The 26,511-nt window shown below is 64.3% G+C and carries 24 protein-coding genes and 1 pseudogene; 7 read left to right on the top strand and 18 right to left on the bottom strand.

Going from position 1 to position 26,511, the window contains the following annotated elements:
• Complete coding sequence (locus N5D48_RS15115) at nucleotides 1-1,272, bottom strand: aminotransferase class V-fold PLP-dependent enzyme (RefSeq protein ID WP_279885626.1); 1,272 nt, start codon at nucleotides 1,270-1,272, stop codon at nucleotides 1-3.
• Nucleotides 1,273-1,289: 17 nt separating this feature from the next.
• On the bottom strand, nucleotides 1,290-2,636 hold the full coding sequence (gene pvdM / locus N5D48_RS15110) for a pyoverdine-tailoring dipeptidase-like protein PvdM (protein ID WP_279885624.1): 1,347 nt from the start codon (nucleotides 2,634-2,636) through the stop codon (nucleotides 1,290-1,292).
• Nucleotides 2,637-2,808: 172 nt separating this feature from the next.
• Here pvdM and N5D48_RS15105 point away from each other — a divergent pair, with 172 nt between their 5' ends.
• Nucleotides 2,809-3,246, top strand: coding sequence for a hypothetical protein (locus N5D48_RS15105; protein ID WP_279885621.1), 438 nt, complete (start codon nucleotides 2,809-2,811; stop codon nucleotides 3,244-3,246).
• A gap of 45 nt (nucleotides 3,247-3,291) precedes the next feature.
• Here the strand turns inward: N5D48_RS15105 and pbpG are convergent, their stop codons facing one another.
• The 5 genes and pseudogenes from pbpG to N5D48_RS15080 form a co-directional block, all read right to left on the bottom strand.
• A complete protein-coding gene (gene pbpG / locus N5D48_RS15100; RefSeq protein ID WP_279885619.1) occupies nucleotides 3,292-4,218 on the bottom strand; it encodes a D-alanyl-D-alanine endopeptidase in 927 nt (308 codons plus the stop codon).
• Nucleotides 4,219-4,417: 199 nt separating this feature from the next.
• A pseudogene (locus N5D48_RS15095) lies at nucleotides 4,418-4,588 on the bottom strand (IS5/IS1182 family transposase); the annotation flags it as partial.
• A 124-nt stretch (nucleotides 4,589-4,712) separates the two neighbouring features.
• Complete coding sequence (locus N5D48_RS15090; RefSeq protein WP_279885616.1) at nucleotides 4,713-6,068, bottom strand: hypothetical protein; 1,356 nt, start codon at nucleotides 6,066-6,068, stop codon at nucleotides 4,713-4,715.
• The gene (locus N5D48_RS15085; RefSeq protein ID WP_347881623.1) at nucleotides 6,065-6,778 is read right to left on the bottom strand and encodes a DUF6875 domain-containing protein; all 714 of its coding nucleotides are present in this window, start codon (nucleotides 6,776-6,778) and stop codon (nucleotides 6,065-6,067) included. The genes N5D48_RS15090 and N5D48_RS15085 overlap by 4 nt, the downstream gene beginning before the upstream one ends.
• Before the next feature lie 582 nt (nucleotides 6,779-7,360).
• Entirely contained in the window at nucleotides 7,361-8,806 is a 1,446-nt protein-coding gene (locus N5D48_RS15080) for a diguanylate cyclase (protein WP_279885610.1), read from the bottom strand.
• A 308-nt stretch (nucleotides 8,807-9,114) separates the two neighbouring features.
• On the opposite strand from N5D48_RS15080, the gene N5D48_RS15075 reads away from it, so the two are divergent.
• The gene (locus tag N5D48_RS15075; protein ID WP_279885607.1) at nucleotides 9,115-9,546 is read left to right on the top strand and encodes a GNAT family N-acetyltransferase; all 432 of its coding nucleotides are present in this window, start codon (nucleotides 9,115-9,117) and stop codon (nucleotides 9,544-9,546) included.
• A 15-nt stretch (nucleotides 9,547-9,561) separates the two neighbouring features.
• On the opposite strand, the gene N5D48_RS15070 is transcribed toward N5D48_RS15075, so the two are convergent.
• The 6 genes from N5D48_RS15070 to N5D48_RS15045 form a co-directional block, all read right to left on the bottom strand.
• Complete coding sequence (locus tag N5D48_RS15070) at nucleotides 9,562-10,161, bottom strand: hypothetical protein (protein WP_279885604.1); 600 nt, start codon at nucleotides 10,159-10,161, stop codon at nucleotides 9,562-9,564.
• A gap of 163 nt (nucleotides 10,162-10,324) precedes the next feature.
• Nucleotides 10,325-10,507, bottom strand: a complete 183-nt coding sequence (locus N5D48_RS15065; protein WP_279885602.1) for a hypothetical protein — start codon at nucleotides 10,505-10,507, stop codon at nucleotides 10,325-10,327.
• A gap of 104 nt (nucleotides 10,508-10,611) precedes the next feature.
• The gene (locus N5D48_RS15060; RefSeq protein WP_279885600.1) at nucleotides 10,612-11,571 is read right to left on the bottom strand and encodes a siderophore-interacting protein; all 960 of its coding nucleotides are present in this window, start codon (nucleotides 11,569-11,571) and stop codon (nucleotides 10,612-10,614) included.
• A gap of 75 nt (nucleotides 11,572-11,646) precedes the next feature.
• Complete coding sequence (locus N5D48_RS15055) at nucleotides 11,647-12,240, bottom strand: helix-turn-helix domain containing protein (protein ID WP_279885598.1); 594 nt, start codon at nucleotides 12,238-12,240, stop codon at nucleotides 11,647-11,649.
• 12 nt (nucleotides 12,241-12,252) lie between these two features.
• Nucleotides 12,253-13,101 (bottom strand): 3-hydroxybutyryl-CoA dehydrogenase, encoded by an 849-nt coding sequence (locus tag N5D48_RS15050; protein WP_279885595.1) that lies wholly within the window; start codon nucleotides 13,099-13,101, stop codon nucleotides 12,253-12,255.
• 14 nt (nucleotides 13,102-13,115) lie between these two features.
• Nucleotides 13,116-14,300, bottom strand: coding sequence for an acetyl-CoA C-acyltransferase family protein (locus N5D48_RS15045; protein WP_279885592.1), 1,185 nt, complete (start codon nucleotides 14,298-14,300; stop codon nucleotides 13,116-13,118).
• Between the two features lie 175 nt (nucleotides 14,301-14,475).
• Here N5D48_RS15045 and N5D48_RS15040 point away from each other — a divergent pair, with 175 nt between their 5' ends.
• Nucleotides 14,476-15,489, top strand: coding sequence for an AraC family transcriptional regulator (locus tag N5D48_RS15040; RefSeq protein WP_279885589.1), 1,014 nt, complete (start codon nucleotides 14,476-14,478; stop codon nucleotides 15,487-15,489).
• 33 nt (nucleotides 15,490-15,522) lie between these two features.
• On the opposite strand, the gene N5D48_RS15035 is transcribed toward N5D48_RS15040, so the two are convergent.
• Complete coding sequence (locus N5D48_RS15035; RefSeq protein ID WP_279885586.1) at nucleotides 15,523-15,975, bottom strand: Lrp/AsnC family transcriptional regulator; 453 nt, start codon at nucleotides 15,973-15,975, stop codon at nucleotides 15,523-15,525.
• Nucleotides 15,976-16,088: 113 nt separating this feature from the next.
• Between N5D48_RS15035 and N5D48_RS15030 the strand changes: the two genes are divergently transcribed.
• Complete coding sequence (locus N5D48_RS15030) at nucleotides 16,089-16,703, top strand: LysE family translocator (RefSeq protein WP_279885583.1); 615 nt, start codon at nucleotides 16,089-16,091, stop codon at nucleotides 16,701-16,703.
• Between the two features lie 13 nt (nucleotides 16,704-16,716).
• Here the strand turns inward: N5D48_RS15030 and N5D48_RS15025 are convergent, their stop codons facing one another.
• The gene (locus tag N5D48_RS15025; protein ID WP_279885580.1) at nucleotides 16,717-17,565 is read right to left on the bottom strand and encodes a shikimate dehydrogenase; all 849 of its coding nucleotides are present in this window, start codon (nucleotides 17,563-17,565) and stop codon (nucleotides 16,717-16,719) included.
• On the bottom strand, nucleotides 17,562-18,011 hold the full coding sequence (aroQ, locus tag N5D48_RS15020; protein WP_279885577.1) for a type II 3-dehydroquinate dehydratase: 450 nt from the start codon (nucleotides 18,009-18,011) through the stop codon (nucleotides 17,562-17,564). Before aroQ ends, N5D48_RS15025 begins: the two co-directional genes overlap by 4 nt.
• Nucleotides 18,012-18,576: 565 nt before the next feature.
• On the opposite strand from aroQ, the gene N5D48_RS15015 reads away from it, so the two are divergent.
• The 3 genes from N5D48_RS15015 to N5D48_RS15005 all read left to right on the top strand — a co-directional run bounded on the left by N5D48_RS15015 (nucleotide 18,577) and on the right by N5D48_RS15005 (nucleotide 24,237).
• Nucleotides 18,577-19,779: a TolC family protein gene (locus N5D48_RS15015; RefSeq protein WP_279885574.1), complete on the top strand. Its 1,203-nt coding sequence runs from the start codon at nucleotides 18,577-18,579 to the stop codon at nucleotides 19,777-19,779.
• A gap of 105 nt (nucleotides 19,780-19,884) precedes the next feature.
• Nucleotides 19,885-21,084 (top strand): efflux RND transporter periplasmic adaptor subunit, encoded by a 1,200-nt coding sequence (locus tag N5D48_RS15010; protein WP_279885572.1) that lies wholly within the window; start codon nucleotides 19,885-19,887, stop codon nucleotides 21,082-21,084.
• A gap of 15 nt (nucleotides 21,085-21,099) precedes the next feature.
• Nucleotides 21,100-24,237: a CusA/CzcA family heavy metal efflux RND transporter gene (locus tag N5D48_RS15005; RefSeq protein ID WP_279885570.1), complete on the top strand. Its 3,138-nt coding sequence runs from the start codon at nucleotides 21,100-21,102 to the stop codon at nucleotides 24,235-24,237.
• A 246-nt stretch (nucleotides 24,238-24,483) separates the two neighbouring features.
• Here N5D48_RS15005 and N5D48_RS15000 read toward each other — a convergent pair whose 3' ends face one another.
• Complete coding sequence (locus N5D48_RS15000) at nucleotides 24,484-25,332, bottom strand: ABC transporter permease subunit (protein ID WP_279885568.1); 849 nt, start codon at nucleotides 25,330-25,332, stop codon at nucleotides 24,484-24,486.
• The gene (locus tag N5D48_RS14995) at nucleotides 25,329-26,345 is read right to left on the bottom strand and encodes an ABC transporter substrate-binding protein (protein WP_279885566.1); all 1,017 of its coding nucleotides are present in this window, start codon (nucleotides 26,343-26,345) and stop codon (nucleotides 25,329-25,331) included. Before N5D48_RS14995 ends, N5D48_RS15000 begins: the two co-directional genes overlap by 4 nt.
• Nucleotides 26,346-26,511 lie beyond the last annotated feature (166 nt).

Here is a 26,511-nt window from a genome sequence, read left to right as displayed (position 1 = left end):
TCACAGTTGCTGAGTAATGAGGGTCATGGCCCGGTCGATCTGCCGCTCGTCGTTGAGCAGGCTCGGGGCCAGGCGGATCACCGGGCCGACGTCGCGGGCTACCGCGTCGCACATCACCTTGTTGGCGGTGAGGTGCGCGGCGACGGCGTCGGCGTCGCGGTCCTTGATGCGGAAGAAGGTGAAACCGGCGGAGAACTGCTCGCTGCGCGGGGTCACCAGCTGGATCTGGCGGTGCTCGGCCAGGCGCTGCTTGAGCAGGTCGTTGAGCTGGTGGATGCGCTGTTGCACCTCGGCCTTGCCCAGCTGCAGGTGCAGCTTGAAGGCTTCGCCGGCGGCCCAGCGGTGCTCGAAGGCGTGGTAGCCCCCAGGGGTCATGATGGTGGCGAAGTCCTCGTCGCGGGAGAAGGTGGCGACGCTCGGGGTGAGGTGCTGCATGCCGGTGGAGGCGGCGCAGATGATCCCGGTGCCGCGTGGGCCGAACATCCACTTGTGGGTGCCGGCGATGAAGTAGTCGCAGTTGAAGTCGGCGAAGCGGGCGTTCTCCACGCCGAAGCCGTGCACGCCGTCGACCACGTAGAGGATGCGCTCGGCTTCGCTGCGCTCGCGGTTGTGCCGGCGGACCAGCTCGCCGATCTCGCCCACCGGCAGCTTGACGCCGCTGCCGGAGTGCACCCAGGTCATGCCCAGCACCCGGGTGTTGGGCTTGATGGCCTTGTCGAGGGTGCTCAGTACCTGGTCGGTGGACACCGTCCACGGGTCGTCGAACAGGCGGATCTTGCGCACCGCGGTGCCCTGGCGCTGGCTGCGGAACTCCAGCGCCTTCTGCGCGGAATAGTGTTCGTGCTCGGTAATCAGGATCTCCTGCCCGGCGCCGACCTCGAGGCCGCCATAGATCATCGCCAGGCCTTCGGTGGTGCTGCCGGTCAGGGCGATCTGGCGCGGGCCGACCTCCAGGTAGCGCGCGGCCCACTCGCGCACTTCATCCTCGCGTTGCCATTCGTACTGGCTTTCCCAGTCCATCAGCGCGGCGGGATTGCGGTCGAGGTCGGCGCGGTGGCGGTCGATGGCGTCCTGCACTGGGCGCGGATGGGCGGTGACCAGGAAGTTGGCGAAATGCGCCACCTGTGGGTCCAGCGGGAACAGTGCGCGCAGGTTGCGCCATTTGTCGGCGCCGACCAGGGGAGCGGTGGTCTGGGCCAGGGCCTGTGGCAGCAGCGGCAGGCTGGCGGCCAGCAGGCCGGCCTGCTTGAGGAAGGTACGGCGGTTGCTCATGGATGAGTGGGCCTTGATCAGCGAGTGGCGACGGGATGGGCGGATTTCTGCACTTGCTCCCAGGCGCGCAGGAAATTACCGGCCCAGAGCTTGGCGATGTCCGTTTCGCTGTAGCCGCGGGTCAGCAATTCGGCGGTGACGTTGCGGATCTCGCTGACGTCCTTCCAGCCGTCCAGGCCGCCGCCGTCGTTGAAGTCCGAGCTGATGCCGACGTGGTCGATGCCGACCTTCTTCACCGTGTAGTCGATGGCGTCGACGTATTGCTTGAGGGTGGCCTTGGGCTCCTCCTCGAGGATGCCGTACAGCGAGCTTGCGTATTCGCCGAAGCGCGACTCGGGCCAGATGGTGATCACCGCGTCGCCCGGCATCAGGGCATTGGCCAGGCCCTGCAGCGGTTGCAGGTCGAAGCGCGCGCGCAGGGCGTCGAGCTTGTCCAGCACCGGCTTGCTCAGCGGCTTGAGGTACTGGCCGAAGCCGACCACCTGGATCACTCCGCCGCTGTCCTTGATCAGCTGCATTTCCCTGTCCGAGAGGTTGCGCGGGATGTCCACCAGTGCCCGGGGCGCCGAGTGCGAGGCGACGATCGGCGCGCGGGAGAGGCGGGCGACGTCTTCCAGGGCCAGGGTCGACATCTGTGACACGTCGATGATCACGCCCAGGTCGTTGAGGCGCTTGACCGCTTGCTCGCCGAGGGGCGACAGGCCGCCGAGGGCGTCGGCGGTATCGTTGAAGAACGGCAGCGGGCGCGAGGAGTCGGCCCAGTCGTTGTTGCCGGTATAGCTGAAGCCGAACATGCGCATGCCGCGCGCGGCCCACAGGTCCAGCTGCGTCAGGTCATGGCCGAGCGGGTAGGCGTTGAGCATGCTGATGAAGATGGCGAACTTGCCTTCGCCGTTGAGGCGGCGGAAGTCCTCGGGGGTGTAGGCGATGCCGACCTGGTTGGGGAAGTCGCGGGCCATGCCGCTGATGATCTTGTAGCGCACTTCCTGTTCTTGCCTTGCGGCGTCGACGAAGCCCGGGGTGGGGCGGTGCGGGGCGTTGTCACCGTTCCAGATTTCCGGCCAGCCGAAAATGGTCAGCGCGGCGCCCGATAGCCGACCCTTGCCGGCCTTGACCAGGTCGAACTGACCGCTGCCGTCCTTGTCCACCTCGCTGCCGGTGCTGCCCAGGTCCAGTGGCACGGTGATGTGGCTGTCGAAGGACAGCATGTGTTCATGCAGCGCATTGGCTTGCTCGACGATCTGGTGCGGGTAGCCTGCCTCCTGACGCTGCCAGTAAAAGTAACCGGCGGCACTCCCCAGGGCGACCGCCAGGGCCAGCGGCAGGCCGATGTACAGGGCTTTGCGGGAACGGGTCTTGGTCATTGCCATCTCGTTGCGGACTGATCGGATCGGCCTGCCGGCATGCGCGGGCAGGGCTCGGGTATCAGGTGGACGAATGGCTGGGAGGTAAATTTATCCGCGAGGCGGCATTCAAGATCTGCGTGGGCTGGCCGATAACGGGTTGTCAAGAGTCCACGTCTAAGGAAGGTCAGCAATGGTTGGAATAACCACCGCCAACATCAATATCCCGACCCTGGCCGGGGCCACCCAGCCATCGGCGAGCGCGGCGCAGCCGGGCAAGCCCGAGGTCAACGAGCAGGGTGGCCTGGTGTTCAAGGGCGATGTGTTCAAGGTTCAGGACAGCAAGCCGAAGGACCTCGACGAACTGAACAGCGACGAGCCGCCGAGCGTCAAGGAGCTGCGTGAGCAGATCAAGCGCTTGCAGAAACAGCTGGCTCAGGAGCAGAAGCAGCTGGCCCAGTTGCAGGAGCAGGCCAAGGATGATCCCACGAAGCTGGCGGCCGTTCAGGCCAAGCAGGCCAGCATCGCCACGCTCAACGGCCTGATCCTGGCCGCGACCGGCCAGTTGCTGCAGGCGCTCAGCGAGGCGGGCGGCAGCACGGCCGGAGGCTCGGTCGACACCCACGCCTGACCTTGGGTTGCGCCGGGGCCGTCAGGCGACCCCGGTTGGCTGGCCTCAGTCCTGGGCCAGGCGCGGGCGGTTCTGGCGCTCGCTCTTGTACTGCATGGCCACCGCCGGCGCCGGCTTGGCGCTGCCGGTCTCCAGCCACTGGCGCATGCGACTGGCATCGGCGAAGTGGGTGTACTTGCCGTAGGCGTCCAGGATCACCATCGCCACCGGACGATTGTCCATCTTCGTCAGCAGCACCAGGCAGTGTCCGGCCTCATTGGTGAAGCCGGTCTTGGTCAGCTTGATGTCCCAGTTGCTCTTGTTGACCAGGTGATCGGTGTTGCGAAAGCCCAGGGTGTAGTTGGGCTTGCGGAACGCCACGGTCTTTTCGGCGGTGGTCGACAGTTCGCCGAGCATCGGGTACTTGCGCGAGGCCATGAGCAGCTTGGCCAGGTCATGGGCGGTGGACACGTTCAGGGTCGACAGGCCGGTCGGCTCGACGTAGCGCGTGTGGCTCATGCCCAGGCTGCGCGCCTTGGCGTTCATCGCCTTGATGAAGGCGCCGTAGCCGCCTGGGTAGTGGTTGGCCAGGGTATTGGCCGCGCGGTTTTCCGACGACATCAGGGTGATCAGCAAGGTCTCGCGGCGGTTCAGCTCGCTGCCCAGGCGCACGCGGGAATACACGCCCTTCATCTCCGGGTTGTTGGCGATGGTCATGCTGAGCATTTCGTCCATGGGCAGCTTGGCGTCGAGCACGACCATCGCGGTCATCAGCTTGGTGACCGAGGCGATGGGGCGCACGCGATCGGCGTGGCTGGAATACAGCTCCTGGTTGGTGTTGAGATCGATCAGCAGGGCGCTGCCGGAGGCCAGGTGCAGCTTGCTCGGGTCGCGCTGGACCGTTGCCTGGGGTTGTGCAGCAGCAGTCGACGGGAGGGTCGCGGTACCTGTGAGCAACAGCAGCAGGCTGAGGATGGACAGGGAAGTTTTCACGTTGAGGCTCACTAAATGTTGGTATGTCGTTGGCTGTGCAAGGGTTTCCCCCGAAGAACCGATGCATTCTGGAGTATGGTTCAACGGCTGTCGAATGCCTTATATCCAAAGGGCGCAAGGTGAAGGAAATTTAATCCTGTACCAATTCCGTACCAATTACCGCTGCTTCAAGCTTGGCAAGCTCGGACCAATCATTCGCTGAATTTTCGGGGGTCGGAGCACCGAGCGTCAGACGAGCAAACTGGCGCATCGAAGTGATCTCGTACAGCGCCTCCTCTATGGCTGGATCGCTCCACGGCACCACCTGCTCCTGACGGGTTTGCTTGCGCTTACCGGCGTACTCGAAATCGGAAAAGCTCATCTGACCCATGGGATGGCGGGCTTGTAGAAGGCAGTTGGACGGAGGACGATTTCAGCACAGGTCGGATGGCCTGTGCTGACGTGATCGGAGAATCCCTAACAGCTAATAGCGAAAAGCAAGCAATCACTCGTCATCATGTAGCTATAGCGTCCATTCTTTTACCTAAGTGCCGCACCTCTATAACAACTACCTGGCTTGATGCAAGCTCCAAAACTTGATCTATTTTTCTAGAGTTGTCTTCATCTAGATTGGCATCCCACTCATCCAGCATTAACACAGGAGGAGACAATGAAAGCACCTTCTCAAGCTCTCTGATTTTAGTTTGCCCTGTAGATAATCCCCCATCCAGATTCATGAAGCTTGTTTCCGGGGTAATTAGCAAAGCATCATCAATGCTGCCTTTGATTATCTTTAGAAGCGAAGACTTTCCGGAACCGTTAAGCCCGGTAACCGTGTAGCGACCGCTAGAGATCCTGTGTCCTTGCAATTGACTGATGAATTCATCAGGCTCTATTTTATCGCGTGTAGACGCATCACGGATCGTGACGCCACGCAAGGATGACGAGTACAAAGCAAGATTTATATCCAGCTTGGAAGAGAACTCATCTAAATTACGAATCTTTGTGCGTACCAGATAAAACTGGCTTAAATAAATACTCAGCGAATGCACGTTGCCGAATACCTGAAGGCTGCGAGGGAGTATTGCAACGATCGTCCCTGCAACGGCTAGCGTAAAAATATCGTAACACTGAAGAGCGACTATGATAACAACCGTCGACAGTATGATCGGAGCACAAGCAATGATTTGCTCCAGCAAAACATACTTGTTGACCGTCCCAAAGTAAGAGTTGACTTTGTCGTTCAGCCCATGAAACCCTTCGTCACGCATGTTTCGACTGCCAAACATGGCCGAGTTCCACGCAAGCTCTATAGATAGTAAAGCGGAAAGTTTTTGAGATTGCATCTGCCCAGCGGATTTCTCGATCTGCTTTCGCAGGATCATTACCAAGCCAAGGGAGAGTGCAAGTGACGCTGTCATTGCCAGCGTAATTTGCCAACCGACGGATATGTAAAATACTAAAAGCGTAAAAATGACATTCAGGCTTACCGAGACTAACCCGAGATAAAAGCCACAGGCGTATGCAATCGTTGATGAAGCTTCTCCGCCGAGCCATTGAGCAACGGACTTTTTATTTTTTTCAGAGGCGTACTGCAAATCTTCCGTTGCTTTAATAAGCGTAGTATTTGAGTAGTTTTTCCAAGCCTCGTTTGACGCCCGCGTGGAGAAAAGCGTTGCAATCGAGCTGGCGACGTATGCCAGAAGCGCAAGAAAAAAGAAAAGCGAGACATATAACAGTATGGCTTTGACGTTTCCAGTTTCTAGCGTCAAGCCTGCTTGCGCGATGTAATAGGTAGAAAGTGCAAGTAATACTTGCTGAAGTATAGTGAGCCCCAGTGCGGAAAGAAATCGCCAGTCGCGATAGATCATGCCGCCCACCTGTAATAAGTAAATCCGATAATGCCAAGCGCGACTAACGACCAACAAAAACCTGAAACGGCAAGCGTCAATCTATGCCGCCTGCGCAGCATTATCGCCTCGGTGACTTTTATTTTGGTATGCCCCTTCATGTCCGGCGTTGAGAATTTTTTAATAAACGAATTAAGAAATTTAAGTTTCGAAATAACGCCGTAATGACCGGGGTTTAAAAACTGTAAGTCTTGGGCGGTAAGATCCCTGAGTACCAGCGTTGGGGTAGGCGTTCTTAATGGAAAATAGTCCGCGGAATGGAGGCTTGGGGCTTGACTGTCTTTATAGAGGGCGCCAATCATTAACTCATTTTTTATGCAGTTGGCTTTCGCGTCGATATGCATGCGCAACAAACGTAGAATATCGAAATCCTGCTCAAAAAGTATGATGACAGCGCCAAAGGATGTGTTGGGTCTCGACTTATAGAAATTGATGCATTTGCCTATTAAATGTTGAAGCCGCTGATCCGTATCTTTACTGTCAAAGTATGTGAAATATATATTTTTCTCAGCCAGCGCCTTAGGCATGAATGGGCACATGACACCATTTCGGTAGGGATGCAGTGCCGTAAGAAAGCCCTCTACGTACGGTGTGACACTTTCATAACAAGATTGTACAAATTTTGGAGAGTCGACAGGGGCTGAGTCTCCAATTGTCCATATTTGAGTCATTCGCGCCATCCCTGGAAAACCCTCCTTTGACAGGAGGGTCTAAACATTATCGATTTACCAGTTCCAACCGCACGGACGGGGATTCATTGGAACGCAGTGGCCCGGGGGTAAGGTTTGCGCGAACAGCTTTCTAATAAAGCTTTTAGGGCGAGCGTCATGAAAGGTTGCACCATTCTTGACCGTGGTGAAGGCATCAGACATTGGATCAGAGTATCTTTCGCTCATGTAAATCTCCTTGATGAGAACGACTATCAAATGCTTTTGATAGTGATTTAGATTATCCAGTGTCTCGATACCTTATGCAAGCGTTCCCCTTTTCCAAACTGCTTGCGCCTTTCGAAGCTCGAGTAAAAACCACCGAACCGACGCGATCATCTGCATATCAGTCCGACATTTTCGCAGTTAGGGAAACTCCGAACGCGTTGCCCATCAGCCGGAAATGGACGGCTTGGGGACGCCGAAAAGCCCGACTTTCAGCCGCTGAATTCTGACCCATGGGATGGCGGGCTTGTAGAAGGCAGTTGGACGGAGGGCGATTTCAGCACAGGCCAGATGGCCTGTGCTGACGTGATCGGAGAATCCCTAACAGTTGTCGGCGTGCTGTACCGGCGCCACCACCCATCGGTTCTTTCCGTTTTTCTTGGTCTGGTACATGGCGTTGTCGGCCTGTGTAAGCAGTTCGTCGATGCGCTTGCCGTGGGTATCGAAGAACGCCGTGCCCACGCTGGCCGAAATACTCGCCTTGGTGCCTGTGAAGCAGAATTCGATGTTGGCGGCTTCGATGACGCGTTGCAAAATGGCGTCGGCTTCGTGTTCGTGGCGCAGGTTGCCCAGGACCAGGATGAACTCGTCGCCACCGACGCGCGCCAGGGTGTCGCTGGGCCGCAGGCAGTGCTGCATGTGCCTGGAACACTCGACCAGTACCTTGTCGCCGGCCGCATGCCCGCAGTTGTCGTTAATCTGTTTCAGGCCATCCAGGTCTATATAGGAAACGGCAACTTTGCGTCGGTATTGCTCGGCATGTTCGAGGGTCGCCTGCAGGCGCGCCATCAGCAGGCGGCGATTGGGCAGCCCGGTGAGCGTGTCGAAGGATGCGAGGTTCTTCAGTTCCTTTTTCTGATCGATCAATTGCAGCCGGTTATAGCAGGACCAGGCAATCAGGCCGCCAATCAGCACGGCCAGGGCAATGGCGCTGACCAGCCCGAGGTAGCCGGGCCGATCGACACACAGCACGCTGAGCCACAGCGGCGTTCCTTCGATGGGGCGCTGAATCACAGGTTGCCTGTCCTCTGCCCCGATCTTGGCGCCGAGCACGGTTTCCATGTTGCCGGTGATCGGGTTCTGGCCGCTCAACCGGTAGCGATAGCCCAGTTTGCCAAGGCTCTCCAGTTCGGCCTCCAGCAGCTCGCTGTCCAGATGAATGGCGACGACCGACAATCCCCAGAACGTCTTGCCCGTGGCGTGCTTGCCGATGAAGATCGGCATGACGCCAACCGCGCCGAGCGATCCATCGCCCAGGCGCAGTGGCCCCTTGAAGGTTACCCGGTCCATGGGGAGGTCGAGCATTTCCATCTTTTGATTGCGATGGCCGAACAAGGTCGACAAGTCGCTGCCGTGCGCCAGTATCCGGCGATCGGCGGGGGCGCTCTGGGTGATGGTGCCGCCAGGTGCGAGCGCCAGGGCGTACAGGCGGTCCGGATGGGGAACGATATACGACGCAAGCTCGGCGAAATCATCCAGTCTGCCGTCATGGTGGCGCACGGCCGCGCCCAGGCCGTAAGCCGCGTTCAGGGCATGGCTCAATGACCGTTCGATGGCATGGGCAAAATGGTCGGCGGCTTGCTGGTTCCTGCTCGCGCGAATCTTTTCGAACGAGTCTTCCAGGGTCAGGACAATGGCGAGCGTCGGTACCAGGGAGAGGGTGAACAACACCAGAGGGAGCAACCACTTGCTCCGCACGCGAGGAGAGAGAGGCTCAGATATGCTCATGAAATCGTCCTGTGTATAAAAACCGGTACTGCTGAGCAATAGAGCGGGGGCTTTTCTGGCGTTTGCCGTGATTGTCGGGAGGCTGCTTTTTTGCTTTTGGATTCAAGGCTCTGTGTGGCGCAAATGCGCTGAATCGGATAAGTATAGGGACTGTCGTTATTTATCAATTGCTAATTGAAAGATGTCGAAAATCGTTAACTTTTTGTCGCGTGAAAGTTTGCGGGTCGACGCGGCTCGCAGGTGTTTTGTGACTAATCAGTCATCGTGATCAACTGTCATCGAAGTGTCTGCCGCACAAGGAACGAGGCACTTCGTCCACGCCCCATCCGGTCAAGGGACTACCTGCCATGACACTGCACTGTGAATTCGCTGACGAAGCCACCGATCAGCATTACCAGGCGATTCTCAAACCGCTGCGAGCCTACAACGACAGCAAGGTTGGTTCGCCTCGGGCGCGCGCCTTCGCCTGGTCGCTGCGCGATGGGCTGACAGGCGAGGTCACGGGTGGGCTGTATGGCAGACTCGGTGGCGGCTGGATGTTCGTTGAGCTGCTGGTCGTGCCCGAGGCATCCCGTGGCCAGGGGCTGGGGCGTGAATTGATGGGCAAGGCCGAAGCGCTTGCGAGGCGGGAAGGGTGCGTCGGGATCTGGCTGGATACCTTCAGTTTCCAGGCGCCGGCGTTCTATCGAGCGCTGGGGTTCGAAGTGTTTGGCGAGCTTGGTGACTACCTTCAGGGGCATCGGCGCTATTTTCTCAGCAAGCGTCTGGCCGAAGGCTGAGCGCCGGCCCCGACCTTAGCCGAGCGCTGCGATCATGCGATCGAATGCTTGCAGTGAATATCGCCCTTCGAGCTGGGACCGACTGGGTATCGTGGTTGGAAAGTCGAACCGTACGCGGCCGGGAAGTGCCTGCTCGATGGCTGAGTACCAAGCCATCAGCCCTTCTTGCAGGCGTACATGGAGTTCGAACCCGCTGCGCCGGCGAGTGCTGTCGGCACTGGCCCGAGCCCTCGCGAGCTGCGGCTCGATGCGTCCAACGAGGTAGCAGTCGGCAAAGCCGATGCGGCCTTGCGCAACGGTTTCGCGGGTGGCGTGCAGCTCGGCATGCCAGTCCTGTTCACGGGCTTCGCCGATCCGCCAGAGGGTCCAGATGTAGTGGAGCTTGAGCGGATCGCTGTCGCACACGGCCAACGCGCTGGCGCTCTCCATGGCCAGCGCCGCCTGCCAGCGATCGACGTTGCGCTGTGCCCAGAACCTGGCTGCGCCAACGGGATCGGTCGCCCGCTCGGGGACGTTGTCAAAGCGTCCGTTTTCGCCGATCACATGCTCGCCGCCATGCCGGGCGCACCAGGTGGTCTTGCCGCTGGCGCTGATGCCTTCCACTACCACGATCATCCTGTCGAACGCTCCTTGGGTCGTCTGTCTCGCAGGTTTCAGGAGATCGGCAGCTTCGCCGCTGGCTTGAGCCCGGCGCGGTGCCTGTGCGGCAAAAAAAAGCCCGCCATGAAGGCGGGCGACAAGACGCGTTAAGGGAGCAACGCACAACAACAGATTCGGTTCATATCAGCCGCGCATAGACGCTCAGGTGCTCGGCCATGTGCTGAGCCGAGGCGCGGGAAGTCAGCGGGCCGCTGATGGTCTCGCCATTGCGCATCAGGTACCAGCAGGCCAGCAGGCCCTGCAGGCGCAGCTCGCGTGGCACGGCACTGCCGACGACGGACATGATCTGGACGGTGGCCATGGAGGTGTCTCCGTGTGGGGCATGGCGCAACCTTACGAGCATGCTCGCGCGAACGGAAATCGACAGGCTCGATAGTGGTCATTGATGAAATCAACCAGCGGGTTTCAATCCAGGCTGCGCCCGTGCCGCCAGTAGCCCATCAGGGTCAGGCTGCGGCGATCGAGCCGGCGCTCCTTGATCCAGTGCTTGCGGATCGTCATCACCGCCGCCGACTCGCCGGCGACCCAGGCGTAGAAGTCGTTGCCCGCAGGCTCGGCCAGTTCCCAGAGAATGTCCTTGTCGATATCGACCTCTTCCAGCGCGGCGCCAGCATCGCCGGCTTGCAGCGGCTGTGGCAGGCGGGCCAGCTCCAGCGCCGCGTGACGCATGGCTTCGCCGTGGCCGCAGCCCAGCTCGCTGCGGGCCAGCCAGTGCAGCTCGGTGCCTGGGGCGTGGCGCAGGTCGATGCAGTCGCCGGGTTCGGGGACTTCGATGAATGCCTGGGTCGCGGGCGGATCCTTGAGCTCGGCGAGGCTTTCCAGGATGCCGGCGATGGCCGGCAGGGCGGTTTCGTCGCCGATCAGCAACAGCTTGCGCAACCCTTGCGGCGGTTGCCATTCATAGCCGCCCGGGTCTTCCCAGGCGGCGCGGTGCGGCGCCACGATCTGCAGGCGAGCGCCCGGTTGCGCGTGCTCGGCCCAGGCCGAGGCGGGGCCGCTGTCGCCGTGCAGCACGAAGTCGATGTCCAGCTCGCCGGCGTCCTGACGCAGGGCGCGGATGGTGTAGGTGCGCACGGGGTGTTGCGCCTCGCGGCGTGCCGCGTGCCAGTCGCCGCCCTTGGGCAGGGCTGGCTCGCGGCCCTGGGCGTCGGGGAAGAACAGCTTGACCCGCTGGTCCGCGGCGAGGGTGCGCATCAGGCGTACGTCCTCGCCGCCAAAGACGAAGCGGCACAGCGACGGGCTCAGGCGCTCGCGACGGCGCAGCTGGATATCGAATAGCTGGTAGGGGCGGGGACCGGCGTCGGCCTTGATGATCTTGCGCAGGCTGCGTGCGACGCTCGATGCCAGGGTGCTCATGCTGCTCATGGAGGGACCTCGTCTGCAGATGACCGTTAGTCGCAAGACGAGCGAGGCCTGTGCCGATTTAGCCTGGCAACGGGCTCAGGACGAGTGCAGCGTGCGCTGCGCGGCCCCCACCACCAGGCTTTCCATCAGGGCCATGCCTTCAGCGTCTCCCAGAGCCTTGCCGCGCAACATGCCAGGCAACTGGTTCAGCAAGGTCGCCAGCACTTGCCCGGTCGCCGCCAGGACCTCCCCGGACAACCGCGTCTGTGGCGCGACCAGCCGGAGCAATCCCGCCTCGTAGCGTTCGCGCAGCACGATCAGCCGTGCCTGCTGATCGTCGTTCAGGCAGCACAGGTCCCGCTCGGCCAGGCGAAACTGCAAAGGCCGCTCGGCATGCAGGTGCCAGTGCGCGGCGATCAGGCAGGCCAGCACCGGCCTGCCCTGGGCCAGGGCGCGGCGGCCCTGGTCGAGGGTGGCCAGCAGTTCCTCGTACAGCTCCTCGATCAGGTCGTACAGCAGGTGCTGCTTGCTCGGAAAATGGTGATACAGCGAGCCCGCGGTCAAGCCGATATGAGCTGCCAGTTCACGCATGCTGACCTGGCCGAAGCCCTTCTCGGCGAACAGGGCCATGGCGCGCTCCCGCCGCTCTTCGAAGTTGGCGCAGCGCAGCGCCGCATTGACCGGGGGCATGGCGCGCGCTCCTTAGTAGGTGAAGAAGCCGCGACCGCTCTTGCGCCCCAGGTAGCCGGCGGCAACCATCTCCTTGAGCAGCGGGGCAGGGCGGTACTTGCTGTCGTTGAAGCCCTCGTGGAAGGCCTCCATGATCGCCAGCAGGGTATCGAGCCCCACCAGGTCGGCGAGGGCCAGCGGACCGATCGGCTGGTTGCAGCCCAGGCGCATGCCGGTGTCGATGTCCTCGGCGCTGGCCAGGCCCTCCTGGCGCACGAAGATCGCCTCGTTGATCATCGGCACCAGGATGCGGTTGACCACGAAGCCCGGACGGTTGCCGGCGGTGATCGGCGTCTTGCCGAGCTTTTCGGTGACCAGCAGGGCCTGGGCATAGGTGCCGTCGCTGGTCTGCAGGCCACGGATGATCTCGACCAGGGCCATCATCGGCACCGGGTTGAAGAAGTGCACGCCGATGAAGCGCTGCGGGTGCTCGATGCTGGCGGCCAGCTGGGTGACCGACAGCGACGAAGTGTTGGTGGCGATCAGGCAGTCGGCGCCGACGTTGGCCGCCACCTGCTGGAGGATGCGCTGCTTGAGCTGCAGGTTCTCGGTGGCGGCCTCGATCACCAGCTGCGCGCCGGCGAGCTGCGCATAGTCGGTGCTGGTGCGGATGCGTGCCTTGGCGGCGCTGGCCTTGTCGGCGTCTATGGTGCCCTTGGCGACCTGGCGCTCGAGGTTCTTGCCCAGGGTCGCCACGCCACGCTCCAGCGCGGCGTCGGCGACGTCCACCAGCAGGACCTGGTACCCGGCCAGCGCGCAGACCTGGGCGATGCCGTTGCCCATGGTGCCTGCGCCGATCACGGCGATGTGTTCGATGTTCATGCTGCCAACTCCGTTCAAACGCGTTCGAAGACGACGGCGATGCCTTGGCCGCCGCCGATGCACATGGTGGCCAGGGCATAGCGACCCTGGACGCGGTGCAGTTCATGGATCGCCTTGGTGGCGATGATCGCGCCGGTGGCGCCGACCGGGTGGCCCAGGGAAATACCCGAGCCATTGGGGTTGACCTTCTCCGGGTCGAAGCCCAGGGCGCGGGCCACGGCGCAGGCCTGGGAGGCGAAGGCTTCGTTGGATTCGATCACGTCCAGGTCGGACACCTTAAGGCCGGCCTTTTCCAGTACCTTTTGCGTTGCCGGGATCGGGCCCAGGCCCATCAGCGCCGGCTCCACCCCGGCATGCGCATAGGCGACGACGCGCGCCAGCGGTTTCAGGCCCTCGCGACGCACGGCGTCGCCGGTGGCCAGTACCAGGCCGGCGGCGCCGTCGTTGATGCTGCTGGCGTTGCCGGCGGTGACGCTGCCGTCCTTCTTGAACACCGGTTTCATGCCGGCCAGCTGCTCGCTGGTGACCTCGGCGCGCACGTTCTCGTCCACGGCGAACTGCACGGTGCCTTTGCGGGTCTTGATCTCGATCGGCACGATCTGGCCGTCGAAGCGGCCCTCGGCGATGGCGCGGGCGGCGCGGCGCTGGCTGGTCAGGGCGACTTCGTCCTGCATTTCACGGCTGATGCCATGGGCCGCGGCGACATTCTCGGCGGTGATGCCCATGTGGAAGTGCTCGAACGGGTCCTGGAGGATACCGACCATGTAGTCGATGCCCTGCAGGTCGCCCATGCGCGCGCCCCAGCGGGCCTGCGGCAGCAGGTACGGGCCGCGGCTCATGGATTCGGCGCCAGCGGCCAGGGCGATGTCGCAGTCGCCCAGCAGCAGGCCCTGGGTGGCCGAGACGATGGCCTGCAGGCCCGAGCCGCACAGGCGGTTGACGTTGAAGGCGGGGGTTTCCTTGGGAGTTCCGGCGTTCATCGCCGCGACCCGGCCCAGGTAGGCGTCGCGCGGTTCGGTGGGGATCACGTTGCCCATCACCACATGGCCGATGCGCTCGGCGGCCACGCCCGAGCGCTCGATGGCGGCGCGGGTCACTTGGGTGGCGAGATCGGCCAGTGGCAGGTCCTTGAGCGAACCGCCGAAGCTGCCGATGGCCGAACGTACCGCGCTGACGACGAAGATGTCTGTGCTGCTCATGAGGGCTCCGTTTGCGTATGGCGGGGTGGGGGCGGCTCTGCGAGAATGGCCACCGTATTTTCCACGACCCCTGGGGTGGATCGAGTCTAGGCAAAGGTCTGCGGGCGGCCTATGCCGGATCTGTTCAGTCAACCTGGCATTTTTTGCCACTCAGCATAGACAGCGGGTGCTTGCCATGCGCGATAGCGACACGGTCGCGGTGTACTTCCTCAATGCCATGCTCCACGCCCTGCGCGACCGGCCACAGGCGCGCGAGGCTCACCTGCGCGCGGTGGGCATCGATCCGCAGATGCTGACGCAGCCTGGGGCGCGGGTACCGGCCAGGGCCTTTGCCCAGCTGTGGCTGGCGCTGATCGACGAGCTGGATGACGAGTTCTTCCACCTCGACAGCCATGGCATGCCGCTGGGCAGCTTCGCCCTGATCTGCCGAGGGCTGATCCAGGAGCCCAACCTGGAAAAGGCCCTGCGCCAGTGCCTGGGCGGTTTCGCCCTGTTCCTGCGCGATCTGCGCGGCAGCGTGACGGTACGCGGTGCTCGGGCGGTGATCAGTGTGCAGTCGAGCATCGCCGACCCCTTGACCCGGGTGTACGCCGAGGAGACCTACCTGGTGTTGGTGATGGGCCTGCTGTGCTGGCTGGCCGGCCGGCGCATCGCCATCGACCGGACCGAGCTGGCGCTGGCGCGCCCGGCGCAGGACGACGATGCCTTGCTGTGGGGGCCGGACCTGCGCCTGGGCAGTGGCCGCACCGAAGTGGAGTTCGACAGCGCCTGGCTGCGCCTGCCGGTGCTGCAGGACCTTGCCGCGCTGAAGACCTTCCTGCGCAGCGCGCCGCAAGGGCTGGTGATCCGCTTTCGCAACCAGAACGGCTTGGTGGCGGACGTCTATCGTCACCTGCGGGCCCGACACTATGGGCAATGGCCGACGCTCGATGCGATGGCCAGGCGGCACGCACTCAGCGCCAGCAGTTTCCGTCGCCAGCTGGAGCGCGAAGGGCGTTCGTACCAGCAGATCAAGGATGAGGTGCGCCGGGCCATGGCCTTCGAGCTGCTGCGCGAAGGCTGCCTGAGCATTGCCGAGATCGCCGGGCAGACCGGCTTTCAGGAGCCCAGTGCGTTTCACCGGGCCTTCAAGAAGTGGACGGGGCAGAGCCCGGGCAGTTACCGGGCAAAGCGCGCCGCCGCGCCATGACACCGTCCGATTGCATCAGCATGGCGACCAGGGTCACATCGGCAGCAAGCGGTTCTGGATCACCTCTTTCATGACCAGGGTCGAGCTCAGTCGCTTGACATTGGGAATGCTGGTCAGCTGTTCGTCATACAGCTTCTGGAACGCCGGCAGGTCCTTGGCCACCACATGCAGCAGGTAGTCCGGATCGCCGAACAGCCGCTGCGCCTCGACGATCTGTGGGATTTCCCCCAGCGCGGCCTCGAAGTCCGCCACGGGCTGGCGGGTCACCTCGCGCAAGGTCACGAATACCAGCGCGGCGAAGTTCAGGCCCAGCGCGGCGGGTGCCAGGCGTGCGTGGTAGCCGAGGATCGCGCCGGATTCCTCCAGCGCCCGGAGCCGGCGATGGCAGGGTGACAGGCTCAGGCCCACACGGTCGGCCAGTTCGGTCACCGACAGGCGTCCGTCTTTTTGCAGCTCGGCAAGGATCTTTCTATCGGTTCTATCCATGAGCAAGAATCTTCCATGGCTTTGGTCTGACTGAGGAATATACGAAAGAAAATCCCCAGGCGATATCCGTAATCTTTCTTTCACCGAAATCTCCGTGAAAGGAAGCTGCAAACGTGACCTTGAGTGTATTGGCGGCGTTCTGGGCCGTCTCGTTCCTGTTCGTGATCACCCCGGGCGCCGACTGGGCCTATGCCATCTCCGCCGGCACGCGCGGACGCTGGGTGATGCCGGCGGTGGCCGGCATGCTGTCAGGGCATTTTCTCGTCACCTTGGTGGTCGCGGCCGGCGTCGGCAGTCTGCTCGCCGGGCATCCGCTGGCGCTGACCCTGCTGATGCTGGCCGGGTGTCTCTATCTGCTCTGGCTGGGGATCACCTTGCTGCTCAGCCCGGCGGTGCCCGAGGTGGATGGACAGGACGGCGCGGATTGCGGTTCGCGCTGGGCGTTCAAGGGCTTTTGCGTCAGCGGGCTGAACCCCAAGGTGTTCCTGTTGTTCCTGGCGTTGCTGCCGCAATTCACCGACCCGCAGTCGAGCTGGCCGCTGCCGCTGCAGATCCTGTTGCTGGGGCTGGTGCACTTGTGCAGTTCGCTGGTGATCTACCTGATGGTGGGCTATGGCGCCAAGGCGCTGCTGCGCACCCGGCCGGCAGCGGCGCGTCTGATCGGGCGGGTGTCGGGGGTGGTGATGATCGCGATCGCCCTGGGGCTGGTCGTCGGGCAGTTGCGCTGAACCGGTGCCCGCGCTAGTCGAAACTGGCGAAATGCGCCTGCATGCGCAGGGCGTCGGCCGGACGTCCACTGAACAGCTCGAATGCCTTCACCGCCTGGAACACCGCCATGGTGCCGCCATCCAGCGTGCGACAGCCCAGCGCGCGGGCATGGCGCAGCAGTTCGGTCTGCAGCGGGAAATAAATGATCTCCGCGACCCATAGCCGAGCATGCAGCAGGTCGGCGGGCAACGGCATGCCCGGCAGCTTGGCCATGCCCACGGGCGTGGTGTTGACCAGCCCGTCGGCCTCGGCCACGGCAGCGGCCAGGTCGCTGCCGAGCACGGCGCGACCGACACCGAAACGTTGCGTGAGGCTATCGACCAGGGCCTGGCCGCGCACCGGGTCCAGCTCGAACAGCTGCAACCGTTCGACCCCTTCGCCGAGCAGCGCATGAGCCACCGCGCAGCCCGCGCCGCCGGCCCCCAGTTGCACCACCTGGCGCTTGTTCACCTCCGGCAAGCCGCGCCGCAGACCCTCGGCGAACCCTAGGCAGTCGGTGTTGTGGCCAATCCGGCGTCCATCGCGCAGGACCACGGTGTTCACCGCGCCGATGCCACGGGCTTCCTCCGACAGCTCGTCGAGCAACGGCAGGATCGCCTGCTTGAACGGGAAGGTGATGTTGAGCCCGGTAAAGCCGGTGCGCTCGGCGGCCTCGAGCAACTGGGGCAGCGCGTTGTCGTCCACTCCCAGCTGGTCGGCGTCGATCAGTCGGTACAGGTAGCGCAGCGCCTGGGCGTCGCCTTCGTGCTCGTGCAGGGCGGGGGTGCGGGAGGCCTGGATGCCACGGCCGATCAGGCCGGCGAGGATGCCTGGGCGGCTCATGCTGTCGGCTCCTGGAGCAGTTGGCTGAAGTGGCGCAGGGCCAGGGCATAGCCGTGGCTGCCCAAGCCACAGATCACGCCGACGGCGATGCTCGAGACGAACGACAGGTGGCGAAACGGCTCGCGCTTGTGCAAGTTGGACAAGTGCACCTCGATCACCGGCAGTTCGGCGGCCACCAGCGCGTCGCGGATGGCCACCGAGGTATGGGTCCAGGCGGCGGGGTTGATCAGGATGCCGTGGCAGCGCCCACGGGCGGCGTGGATCCAGTCCAGCAGCTCGCCTTCGTGGTTGGTCTGGCGGAACTCCAGTTCAAGCCCTGTCTCGCGAGCGCTGTGGGCGCACAGCTGCGCGAGGTCGGCGAGGGTTTCGTGGCCGTACTGGGTCGGTTCGCGGCTACCCAACAGGTTCAGGTTGGGGCCGTTGAGCACGAGGATTCGGGGTGTCATGGCGGGGCATCGCTTGTTGTTTTTGGATATCTAGATATTTGTACTACCTGGTTAGTTTCGTCAAATGCCCTCGCCTGGAAAATGGGCGATTATCGGACTGGGTGGGGGCTGGCATGGGTTCGGCGGTGTTTTTGTGGCGCCTATGAGATCGAGCGCCGCCCGCGCGGCGCATCGCGACGCAAGGCCGCTCCTACATTTGTTGCAACGTGCCGAACCTGTCAGGCCATGGTTGCCCGCCTTGGTGCATGCCTCAAGTCAGGCGAGGCGCCAGCAGTGCTCACCTTGATACCGCGTCGTACCAACAAGGCGGACCAGGTAATGGCACAGGAGAGACTGGCCCGAAACAAATGTGGGAGCGGGCTTGTCCCGCGATGCGCCGCGCGGGCGGCGCTCGATCTCATAGGCGCTGCACATCTGTCGCCCTACACCTGGCGGCCCACATGCGATCCACTCCAGGCCCCCCGAAATTACAAAATTGTAATTTTCCCGCCACCGCCCCGATAAGCAGCGCTGCCTAGAGTCCCTCGCCAACGCATTCCGCCGCTTGTCGACGAGGAACCAAGCCGTGCCCATCCCCCGCAAGATCGTCTTGCTCTGCCTGCTGCTGGCCGGCCCCGCCGGCGCCCAGGGCTTGAGCCTGGACCAGGCGCTCGCCGCCGCCTTCGCCCAGAACCCGGAGTTCGCCGCCGTCGGCCGTGAAATCGGCATCGCCGAGGGCGAGCGCCGTCAGGCCGGGCTGATGCCCAACCCGGAATTGTCCTGGGAGGTCGAGGACACTCGCCGCGATACCAGCACCACCACCGTCACCCTCAGCCAGGCCCTGGAGCTGGGAGGCAAGCGCGGGGCGCGCATCGAGGTGGCCGAGGCCGGCCAGGCCGTGGCCCGACTGGAACTGGAGCGTCAGCGCAACGGTCTGCGCGCCGATGTGATCCAGGCTTTCCATGCCGCCTTGCGGGCGCAGACCGCGCTGGAGCTGGCGCAACAGTCGCAGGCCCTGACCGAGCGTGGCCTGCGTGTGGTGGACGGGCGGGTCAGGGCCGGCCAGTCCTCGCCGGTCGAAGCCACCCGTGCCCAGGTCCAGCTGGCCCAGGCCCAGGCGGCGGTGCGTCGTGCCCAGACCGAGCGCAGTGTTGCCTGGCAAGCGCTGGCGCGCCTGACCGGCAGCGCGCAGGCCGGCTTCGACCGCCTCGACAGCGCGACCCTGTCGCCTGGCCCGGCCCCCCGCGCCGAGCAGTTGCTGGCCAAGGTCGAGCAGACCGCCGAATGGCGCCTGGCCGCGGCGCAGATCGAGCGCGGCGACGCCAGCCTGGGCTCGGAGAAGGCCCAGCGCATTCCCAACCTGACCGTGAGCCTGGGCAGCCAGTACAGCCGTGAAGACCGCGAACGGGTCAACGTGGTGGGGCTGTCGATGCCACTGCCGTTGTTCGACCGCAACCAGGGCAACGTGCTGGCCGCCGCCCGCCGTGCCGACCAGGCCCGTGACTTGCGCAACGCCGTCGAGCTGCGCTTGCGCAGCGACACCCGCAGCGCCCTCGAGCAATGGGCCACGGCCATGGGCGAAGTGCAGGCCTACGACCGCACCATCCTGCCGTCGGCGCAGCAGGCGGTGGACACCGCCACCCGTGGTTTCGAGATGGGCAAGTTCGCCTTCCTCGACGTGCTCGACGCGCAGCGCACGCTGATCGAGGCGCGGGGACTGTACCTCGAGGCGCTCGCCCAGGCGACCGATGCCCGGGCGCAGGTGGAGCGGATCTACGGCGAGCTTTGAGCCTTGACCCATCGCGGGGCAAGCCCACTCCCACGGAAATGCGTGGGAGCGGGCTTGCCCCGCGATGGGCCCCGAACTGCAACGACTTTTCCAGCAGGAGCAACAATGACCAACCCACGCAAGCTTGCCATCCTCGCCGCCGCCCTGGCCGTTCTCGGTCTTGGTGGCGCGGCCTGGACCGGCACCCTCGGCAAGGCCGGCAGCGACCAGGCCCAGCACGACGACCATGGCGAGGAAGGCCACGGCCATGAAGAAACCGCACAGTCCGAGGAACATGCCGACGAAGAGGGCCAGCTGCATCTCTCCGCCGAGCAGATCCAGGCCGCCGGCGTCGAGTTGGTCAGCGCCGGCCCGCGCAGCCTCGGCACCGCCATCAACTTCCCCGGCGAGATCCGCTTCGACGAGGACCGCACCGCCCACGTGGTGCCGCGCGTCCCCGGCGTGGTCGAGTCGGTGCACGCCGACCTCGGCCAGGCGGTCAAGCGCGGCCAGGTGCTGGCGGTGATCGCCAGCCAGCAGATTTCCGAGCTGCGCAGCGAGCAGCAGGCCGCCCAGCGTCGCCTGGAACTGGCCCGACTGACCTTCGCCCGGGAAAAGCAACTGTGGCAGGAGCGCATCAGCGCCGAGCAGGATTACCAGCAGGCCCGCCAGGCGCTGCAGGAGGCCGAGATCGCCGCGGGCAATGCCGGGCAGAAGGTCGCCGCCGTGGCGCCTGCCGGCAAGGGCAACCGCTATGAGTTGCGCGCACCGTTCGACGCGGTGGTGGTGGAAAAGCACCTGACCGTGGGCGAAGTGGTGGATGAGACCAGCAACGCCTTCACGCTGTCCGACCTGAGCCGGGTCTGGGCGACTTTCGCCGTCGCTCCGCGTGACCTGGACAAGGTCGTCAGCGGCCGTGGCGTCACCGTCAGCGCACCGGACCTCGGCGCGCAGGTGGAAGGCAAGGTCAACTACGTCGGCAGCCTGCTCGGCGAGCAGAACCGCGCCGCCACGGTCCGGGCGACCCTGGCCAACCCCAATGGCGCCTGGCGTCCGGGGCTGTTCGTCAACATCGCGGTCACCGTCGAACGCTTCGATGCCGCCGTGGTGGTGCCGCAGGCCGCGTTGCAGACCTGGGAGGAGCAGAGCGTGGTATTCGTCCGCACCGAGGAGGGCTTCGAGGCCCGTCCGGTCAAGCCCGGACGCCGCGATGGCGACCAGGTGGAAATCCGTGAAGGGCTGGCCGCCGGCACCGTCGTTGCCGCCGCCGGCAGCTTCGTCCTCAAGTCCGAGCTGGGCAAAGGCTCGGCCGAACACAGCCACTGATTGGGGACGCCCTACATGTTCGAACGCCTGATCCAGTTCGCCATCGAGCAGCGCCTGGTGGTTATGCTCGCCGTGGTGCTGATGGCCGCCGTGGGCATCCACAGCTACCAGAAGCTGCCCATCGACGCCGTGCCCGACATCACCAACGTCCAGGTGCAGATCAATACCGCCGCGCCTGGCTATTCGCCGCTGGAGACCGAGCAGCGCATCACCTTCGCCATCGAGACCGCCATGGCTGGCTTGCCGGGCCTCAAGCAGACCCGTTCGCTGTCGCGCTCCGGGTTGTCACAGGTCACGGTGATCTTCGATGACGGCACCGACATCTTCTTCGCCCGCCAGTTGGTCAACGAGCGTCTGCAGGTCGCCCGCGAGCAGTTGCCCGACGGTATCGAGGCGGGCATGGGGCCGATTTCCACGGGCCTGGGCGAGATCTTCCTGTGGACGGTCGAGGCCAAGGAGGGCGCGCTGAAGGACGATGGCACGCCCTACACCGCCACCGACCTGCGGGTGATCCAGGACTGGATCATCAAGCCACAGCTGCGCAACGTGCCGGGGGTGGCCGAGGTCAACAGCATCGGTGGTCACGCCAAGCAGTACCTGATCGCGCCCGAGCCCAAGCGCCTGGCGGCCTACAAGCTGACCCTCAATGACTTGATCGCCGCCCTGGAGCGCAACAACGCCAACGTTGGCGCCGGCTACATCGAGCGCAACGGCGAGCAGTTGCTGATCCGCGCCCCGGGCCAGGTGGCCTCGGCCGAGGACATCGCCAATATCGTCATCTCCAGCGTCGACGGCACGCCGATCCGCGTCAGCCATGTGGCCCAGGTCGGCCTGGGCCAGGAGCTGCGCTCGGGCGCGGCCACCGAGAACGGTCGCGAGGTGGTGCTGGGCACGGTGTTCATGCTGATCGGCGAGAACAGTCGCACGGTGTCCCAGGCGGTGGCGGCCAAGCTCGAGGAGATCAACCGCAGCCTGCCCAAGGGCGTGGTGGCGATCACCGTCTACGACCGCACCAACCTGGTGGAAAAGGCCATCGCCACGGTGAAGAAGAACCTCATCGAAGGCGCGATCCTGGTCATCGCCGTGCTGTTCCTGTTCCTGGGCAATATCCGCGCGGCGCTGATCACCGCCATGGTCATCCCGCTGTCGATGTTGTTCACCTTCACCGGCATGTTCAGCAACAAGGTCAGCGCCAACCTGATGAGCCTGGGCGCGCTGGACTTCGGCATCATCGTCGACGGCGCGGTGGTGATCGTCGAGAACGCCATCCGCCGCCTGGCCCACGCCCAGCAGCGCCATGGGCGCATGCTGACCCGCGCCGAGCGTTTCCACGAGGTGTTCGCCGCCGCGCGTGAGGCGCGCCGGCCGCTGATCTACGGGCAACTGATCATCATGGTGGTGTACCTGCCGATCTTTGCCCTGACCGGGGTCGAGGGCAAGATGTTCCACCCCATGGCCTTCACCGTGGTGATGGCGCTGCTGGGGGCGATGATCCTCTCGGTGACCTTCGTCCCGGCAGCCATCGCGCTGTTCGTCACCGGCAAGGTGAAGGAGGAAGAGGGCATGGTCATGCGCGCCGCGCGCCGTCGCTATGCGCCGGTGCTGGACTGGGTGCTGGGCCGGCGCAACCTGGCCTTTGCCGGCGCCGCCACCGTGGTGTTGCTGTCGGGTGTGCTGGCCGCGCGCATGGGCAGCGAGTTCATTCCGAGCCTGAGCGAAGGCGACTTCGCCCTGCAGGCGTTGCGCGTGCCGGGCACCAGCCTGTCGCAGTCGGTGGACATGCAGCAGCGCCTGGAGAAGACCATCATCGAGCGGGTGCCGGAAGTCGAGCGGGTGTTCGCCCGTACCGGCACCGCCGAGATCGCCTCCGATCCGATGCCGCCGAACATTTCCGACGCCTACGTGATGCTCAAGCCGCGCGAGCAATGGCAGGACCCGGGCAAGCCGCGTGAGGAACTGATCGCCGAAGTGCAACGCGCCGCGGCCAGCGTGCCGGGCAGCAACTACGAGCTGTCGCAGCCGATCCAGCTGCGCTTCAACGAACTGATCTCCGGGGTGCGCAGCGATGTCGCGGTGAAAGTGTTCGGCGACGACATGGATGTGCTCAACCGCACCGCCGCGCAGATCGCCACGCGCCTGCAGCAGGTGCCGGGGGCGTCGGAGGTCAAGGTCGAGCAGACCACCGGCCTGCCGGTGCTGACCATCGACATCGACCGCGACAAGGCCGCCCGCCATGGCCTGAACGTGGGCGACGTGCAGGACGCCATCGCCATCGCCGTGGGCGGGCGCACGGCCGGCACGCTGTACGAGGGCGACCGCCGCTTCGACATGGTGGTGCGTCTGCCGGAAACCCTGCGTACCGATGTCGACGGGCTGTCCAGCCTGCTCATCCCGGTCCCGGCCAGCGCCGCCGCCGGCGCCGCGCAGATCGGTTTCATCCCGCTGTCGCAGGTGGCCACCCTGGACCTGCAACTGGGCCCGAACCAGATCAGCCGCGAGGATGGCAAGCGCGTGGTGGTGGTCAGCGCCAACGTGCGCGGACGCGACCTGGGCTCGTTCGTGGACGAGGCGTCGCAGGCGCTGATCGACCAGGTGCAGATCCCGCCGGGCTACTGGACCCGCTGGGGTGGCCAGTTCGAGCAGCTGCAGTCGGCGGCCGAGCGCCTGCGGGTGGTGGTGCCGGTGTCGCTGCTGCTGGTGATGGCTTTGCTGTTGATGATGTTCAACAACCTCAAGGACGGCCTGCTGGTGTTCACCGGGATTCCTTTCGCCCTGACCGGTGGCGTGCTGGCGCTGTGGCTGCGGGACATCCCGCTGTCGATCTCGGCGGGGGTGGGCTTCATCGCGCTGTCGGGCGTGGCGGTGCTCAATGGCCTGGTGATGATCGCCTTCATCCGTAGCTTGCGCGAGGAGGGCCGAGGTCTGCGCGCGGCGGTCGAGGAGGGCGCGCTGACCCGCTTGCGGCCGGTGCTGATGACGGCGCTGGTGGCCTCGCTGGGCTTCATCCCGATGGCCCTGGCCACCGGTACCGGGGCCGAGGTGCAGCGGCCATTGGCGACGGTGGTGATCGGCGGGATCCTGTCGTCGACGGCGCTGACCTTGCTGGTGCTGCCGGCGTTGTACCAGTGGGCGCATCGACGCGACGAGGCGTGAGCCAAACGCAGGCGGCACAAGATGCGCAGTGTCTGTCATCGCAGCGGGTTTATCGGGACGCCGAACCGCCGCGAAGCAGGCGACGCGGAGCCTGGCACCGGCTGCGCCGGTGTTCGCGGCTGAAGCCGCTCCCACAGGGTGACGCGTCAGTTTGAAAAGTTTGAGCAAGACAGTTGCTCCCACAGGGATCGCGCCAGATCGAGGAGTCTGAGCAAGACAGTTCCCGCCCAAGTCAGGGTGCGCGACTCAACGTCGCGCTTGCCCATACGCCTGGCTGATCCGGTCGATCACCATGGCCAGGGCGACGATCGCGAGCCCCGCCTCGACGCCCTGACCGACATTCAGGGTCTGGATCCCCGCCAGCACATCCTCGCCCAGGCCGCGGGCGCCGATCATCGACGCCACCACCACCATGGACAGCGCCATCATCACCGACTGGTTGAGCCCGGCCATGATGCTCGGCAGTGCCAGCGGCAGGGCGATGCGCCGCAAGCGTTGCCAGCGGGTGGCGCCCAGGCCGTGGGCGGCCTGCAGCAGCGATGGGTCGATCTGCGCCAGGCCCAGTTCGGTCAGGCGCACCAGCGGCGGCAGGGCGTAGATCAGGGTGGCGAACACCGCCGGCACCTTGCCCAGGCCGAACAGCATCAGCACCGGGATCAGGTAGACGAAGGCCGGCAGCGTCTGCATGACATCGAGCACCGGCAGCATCAGGCGCCGGGCCAGGGGGCGGGTGGCCAGCAGGATGCCCAGCGGCACGCCGATCAGCACACACAGACCAGTACTGACCAGTACCAGGGCGAGGGTCTGCAGCAGCTTGTCCCACAGCCCGAGCATGCCGATCAGCGCAAGCAGCAAGGGCGGCAGCAGGGCCCGCAGCAGGCTGCGGCTGGCGTGCCAGGCGAGCAGGCCGACCAGCGCCAGCAGCAGCCACCAGGGCAGCAGGCGGAGCAGGTTTTCCAGGCCGACGAGCAACTGCAGCAACTGGTCGGAGAGGCTGCGCAGATGATCGCCATAGTGCAGCACCAGCCAGTCGACCAGGCGGTTGACCCAAGCGGCGAAGGAGAATTGCAGGGCTTCGGGGAAGCCGCCGCTCACAGGGCGGCCTCGACCTTGGCCGCGTTCTCGGCGGGCAGCCAGGCCTTCCACACGCCTGGATTGTCGCGCAGGAAGGCGAGGGCGGCCTCGCGTGGCGGCTGGCGGGATTCGCTCATGCGGGCCAGTGTCTTGTTCAACAGGTCGATGGGCAGATCGACCTTCTCGAACACGGCGACCAGCTCTGGATGCGCGTCGTGAAACGCCTTCGACACGCCGATCGAAAGCTTGGCGGGGAGCGAGCGGCTGCCCTGCGGGTTGCGGTTCGTGGCATCGGTGAGCGTGGCCCAGGCGGCCTCGCTGAACGGTGGCTCTTCGAGGCGCACCAGGTCATGACGGCCCATCAGCGGGGTAGGGCTCCAGTAGTAGAAGAGCACGGGCTGGCCACGACGGATCGCCGAGCCGATCTCGGCGTCCAGGGCGGCGCCGGAGCCGCTGCGAAAGTTGTTGTACAGCCCGTCCAGGCCGTAGGCCTTGAGCTTCTGGCTATTGACGGTCTCGGAGGTCCAGCCGCTGGGGCTGTTGAGAAAGCGGCTCTTGCCCGGGGCTTCGGGGTCCTTGAACACCTGCGGGTAGCGTTTGAGGTCAGCGACGCTGCGCAGGTCCGGGGCCAGAGGTTTCAGGTTGCGCGCCGGATCACCCTTGATCACGTAGGCCGGTACCCACCAGCCTTCCTCGGCGTTTTTCACCGTGTCGCCGAGGGCGAACACCTGGCCCGCCTGCTCGGCCTTGATCCAGGCGGGGCTGCGCCCGGCCCATTGCTCGGCGATGACCTGCAGGTCATTGCGCGCCAGGGCGACTTCCATGCTCACGGTGCTGCCGGGCAGGGTGTCGGTGGGGTAGTCGTAGCCGTGTTCGACGATCAGCCGGAGGATTTCGGTGGTCAGGGCGCCACTTTCCCAGCCGATGGCGCCGAAGTGGATGGGGGTGGGTTGCTCGGCTGATGCGGCGGAGTCGGTACTGGCCATGCCGAAGGTGAGCAGCAGGCTGGCGAGCAGGGTCGGGATTTTCTTCATCGGGGCCTCGTCGGTAGCCGGTGCTTGAGTTCCGGCAGAAGTGTAGACGACGAGAATTTTCAGCTATGGCCGATGGGCTGCGAGGTGTCTGGCGATAGCCTTGTAGCGCCTGTCAAATCGAGCGCCGCCCGCGCGGCGCATCGCGACGCAAGGCCGCTCCTACATT

The organism is Pseudomonas sp. GD03858, assembly GCF_029840925.1.
GTDB lineage: Bacteria > Pseudomonadota > Gammaproteobacteria > Pseudomonadales > Pseudomonadaceae > Aquipseudomonas.
The sequence above is the reverse complement of the archived record's forward strand: the minus strand, read 5'-3'. Positions and strand labels throughout refer to the sequence as shown.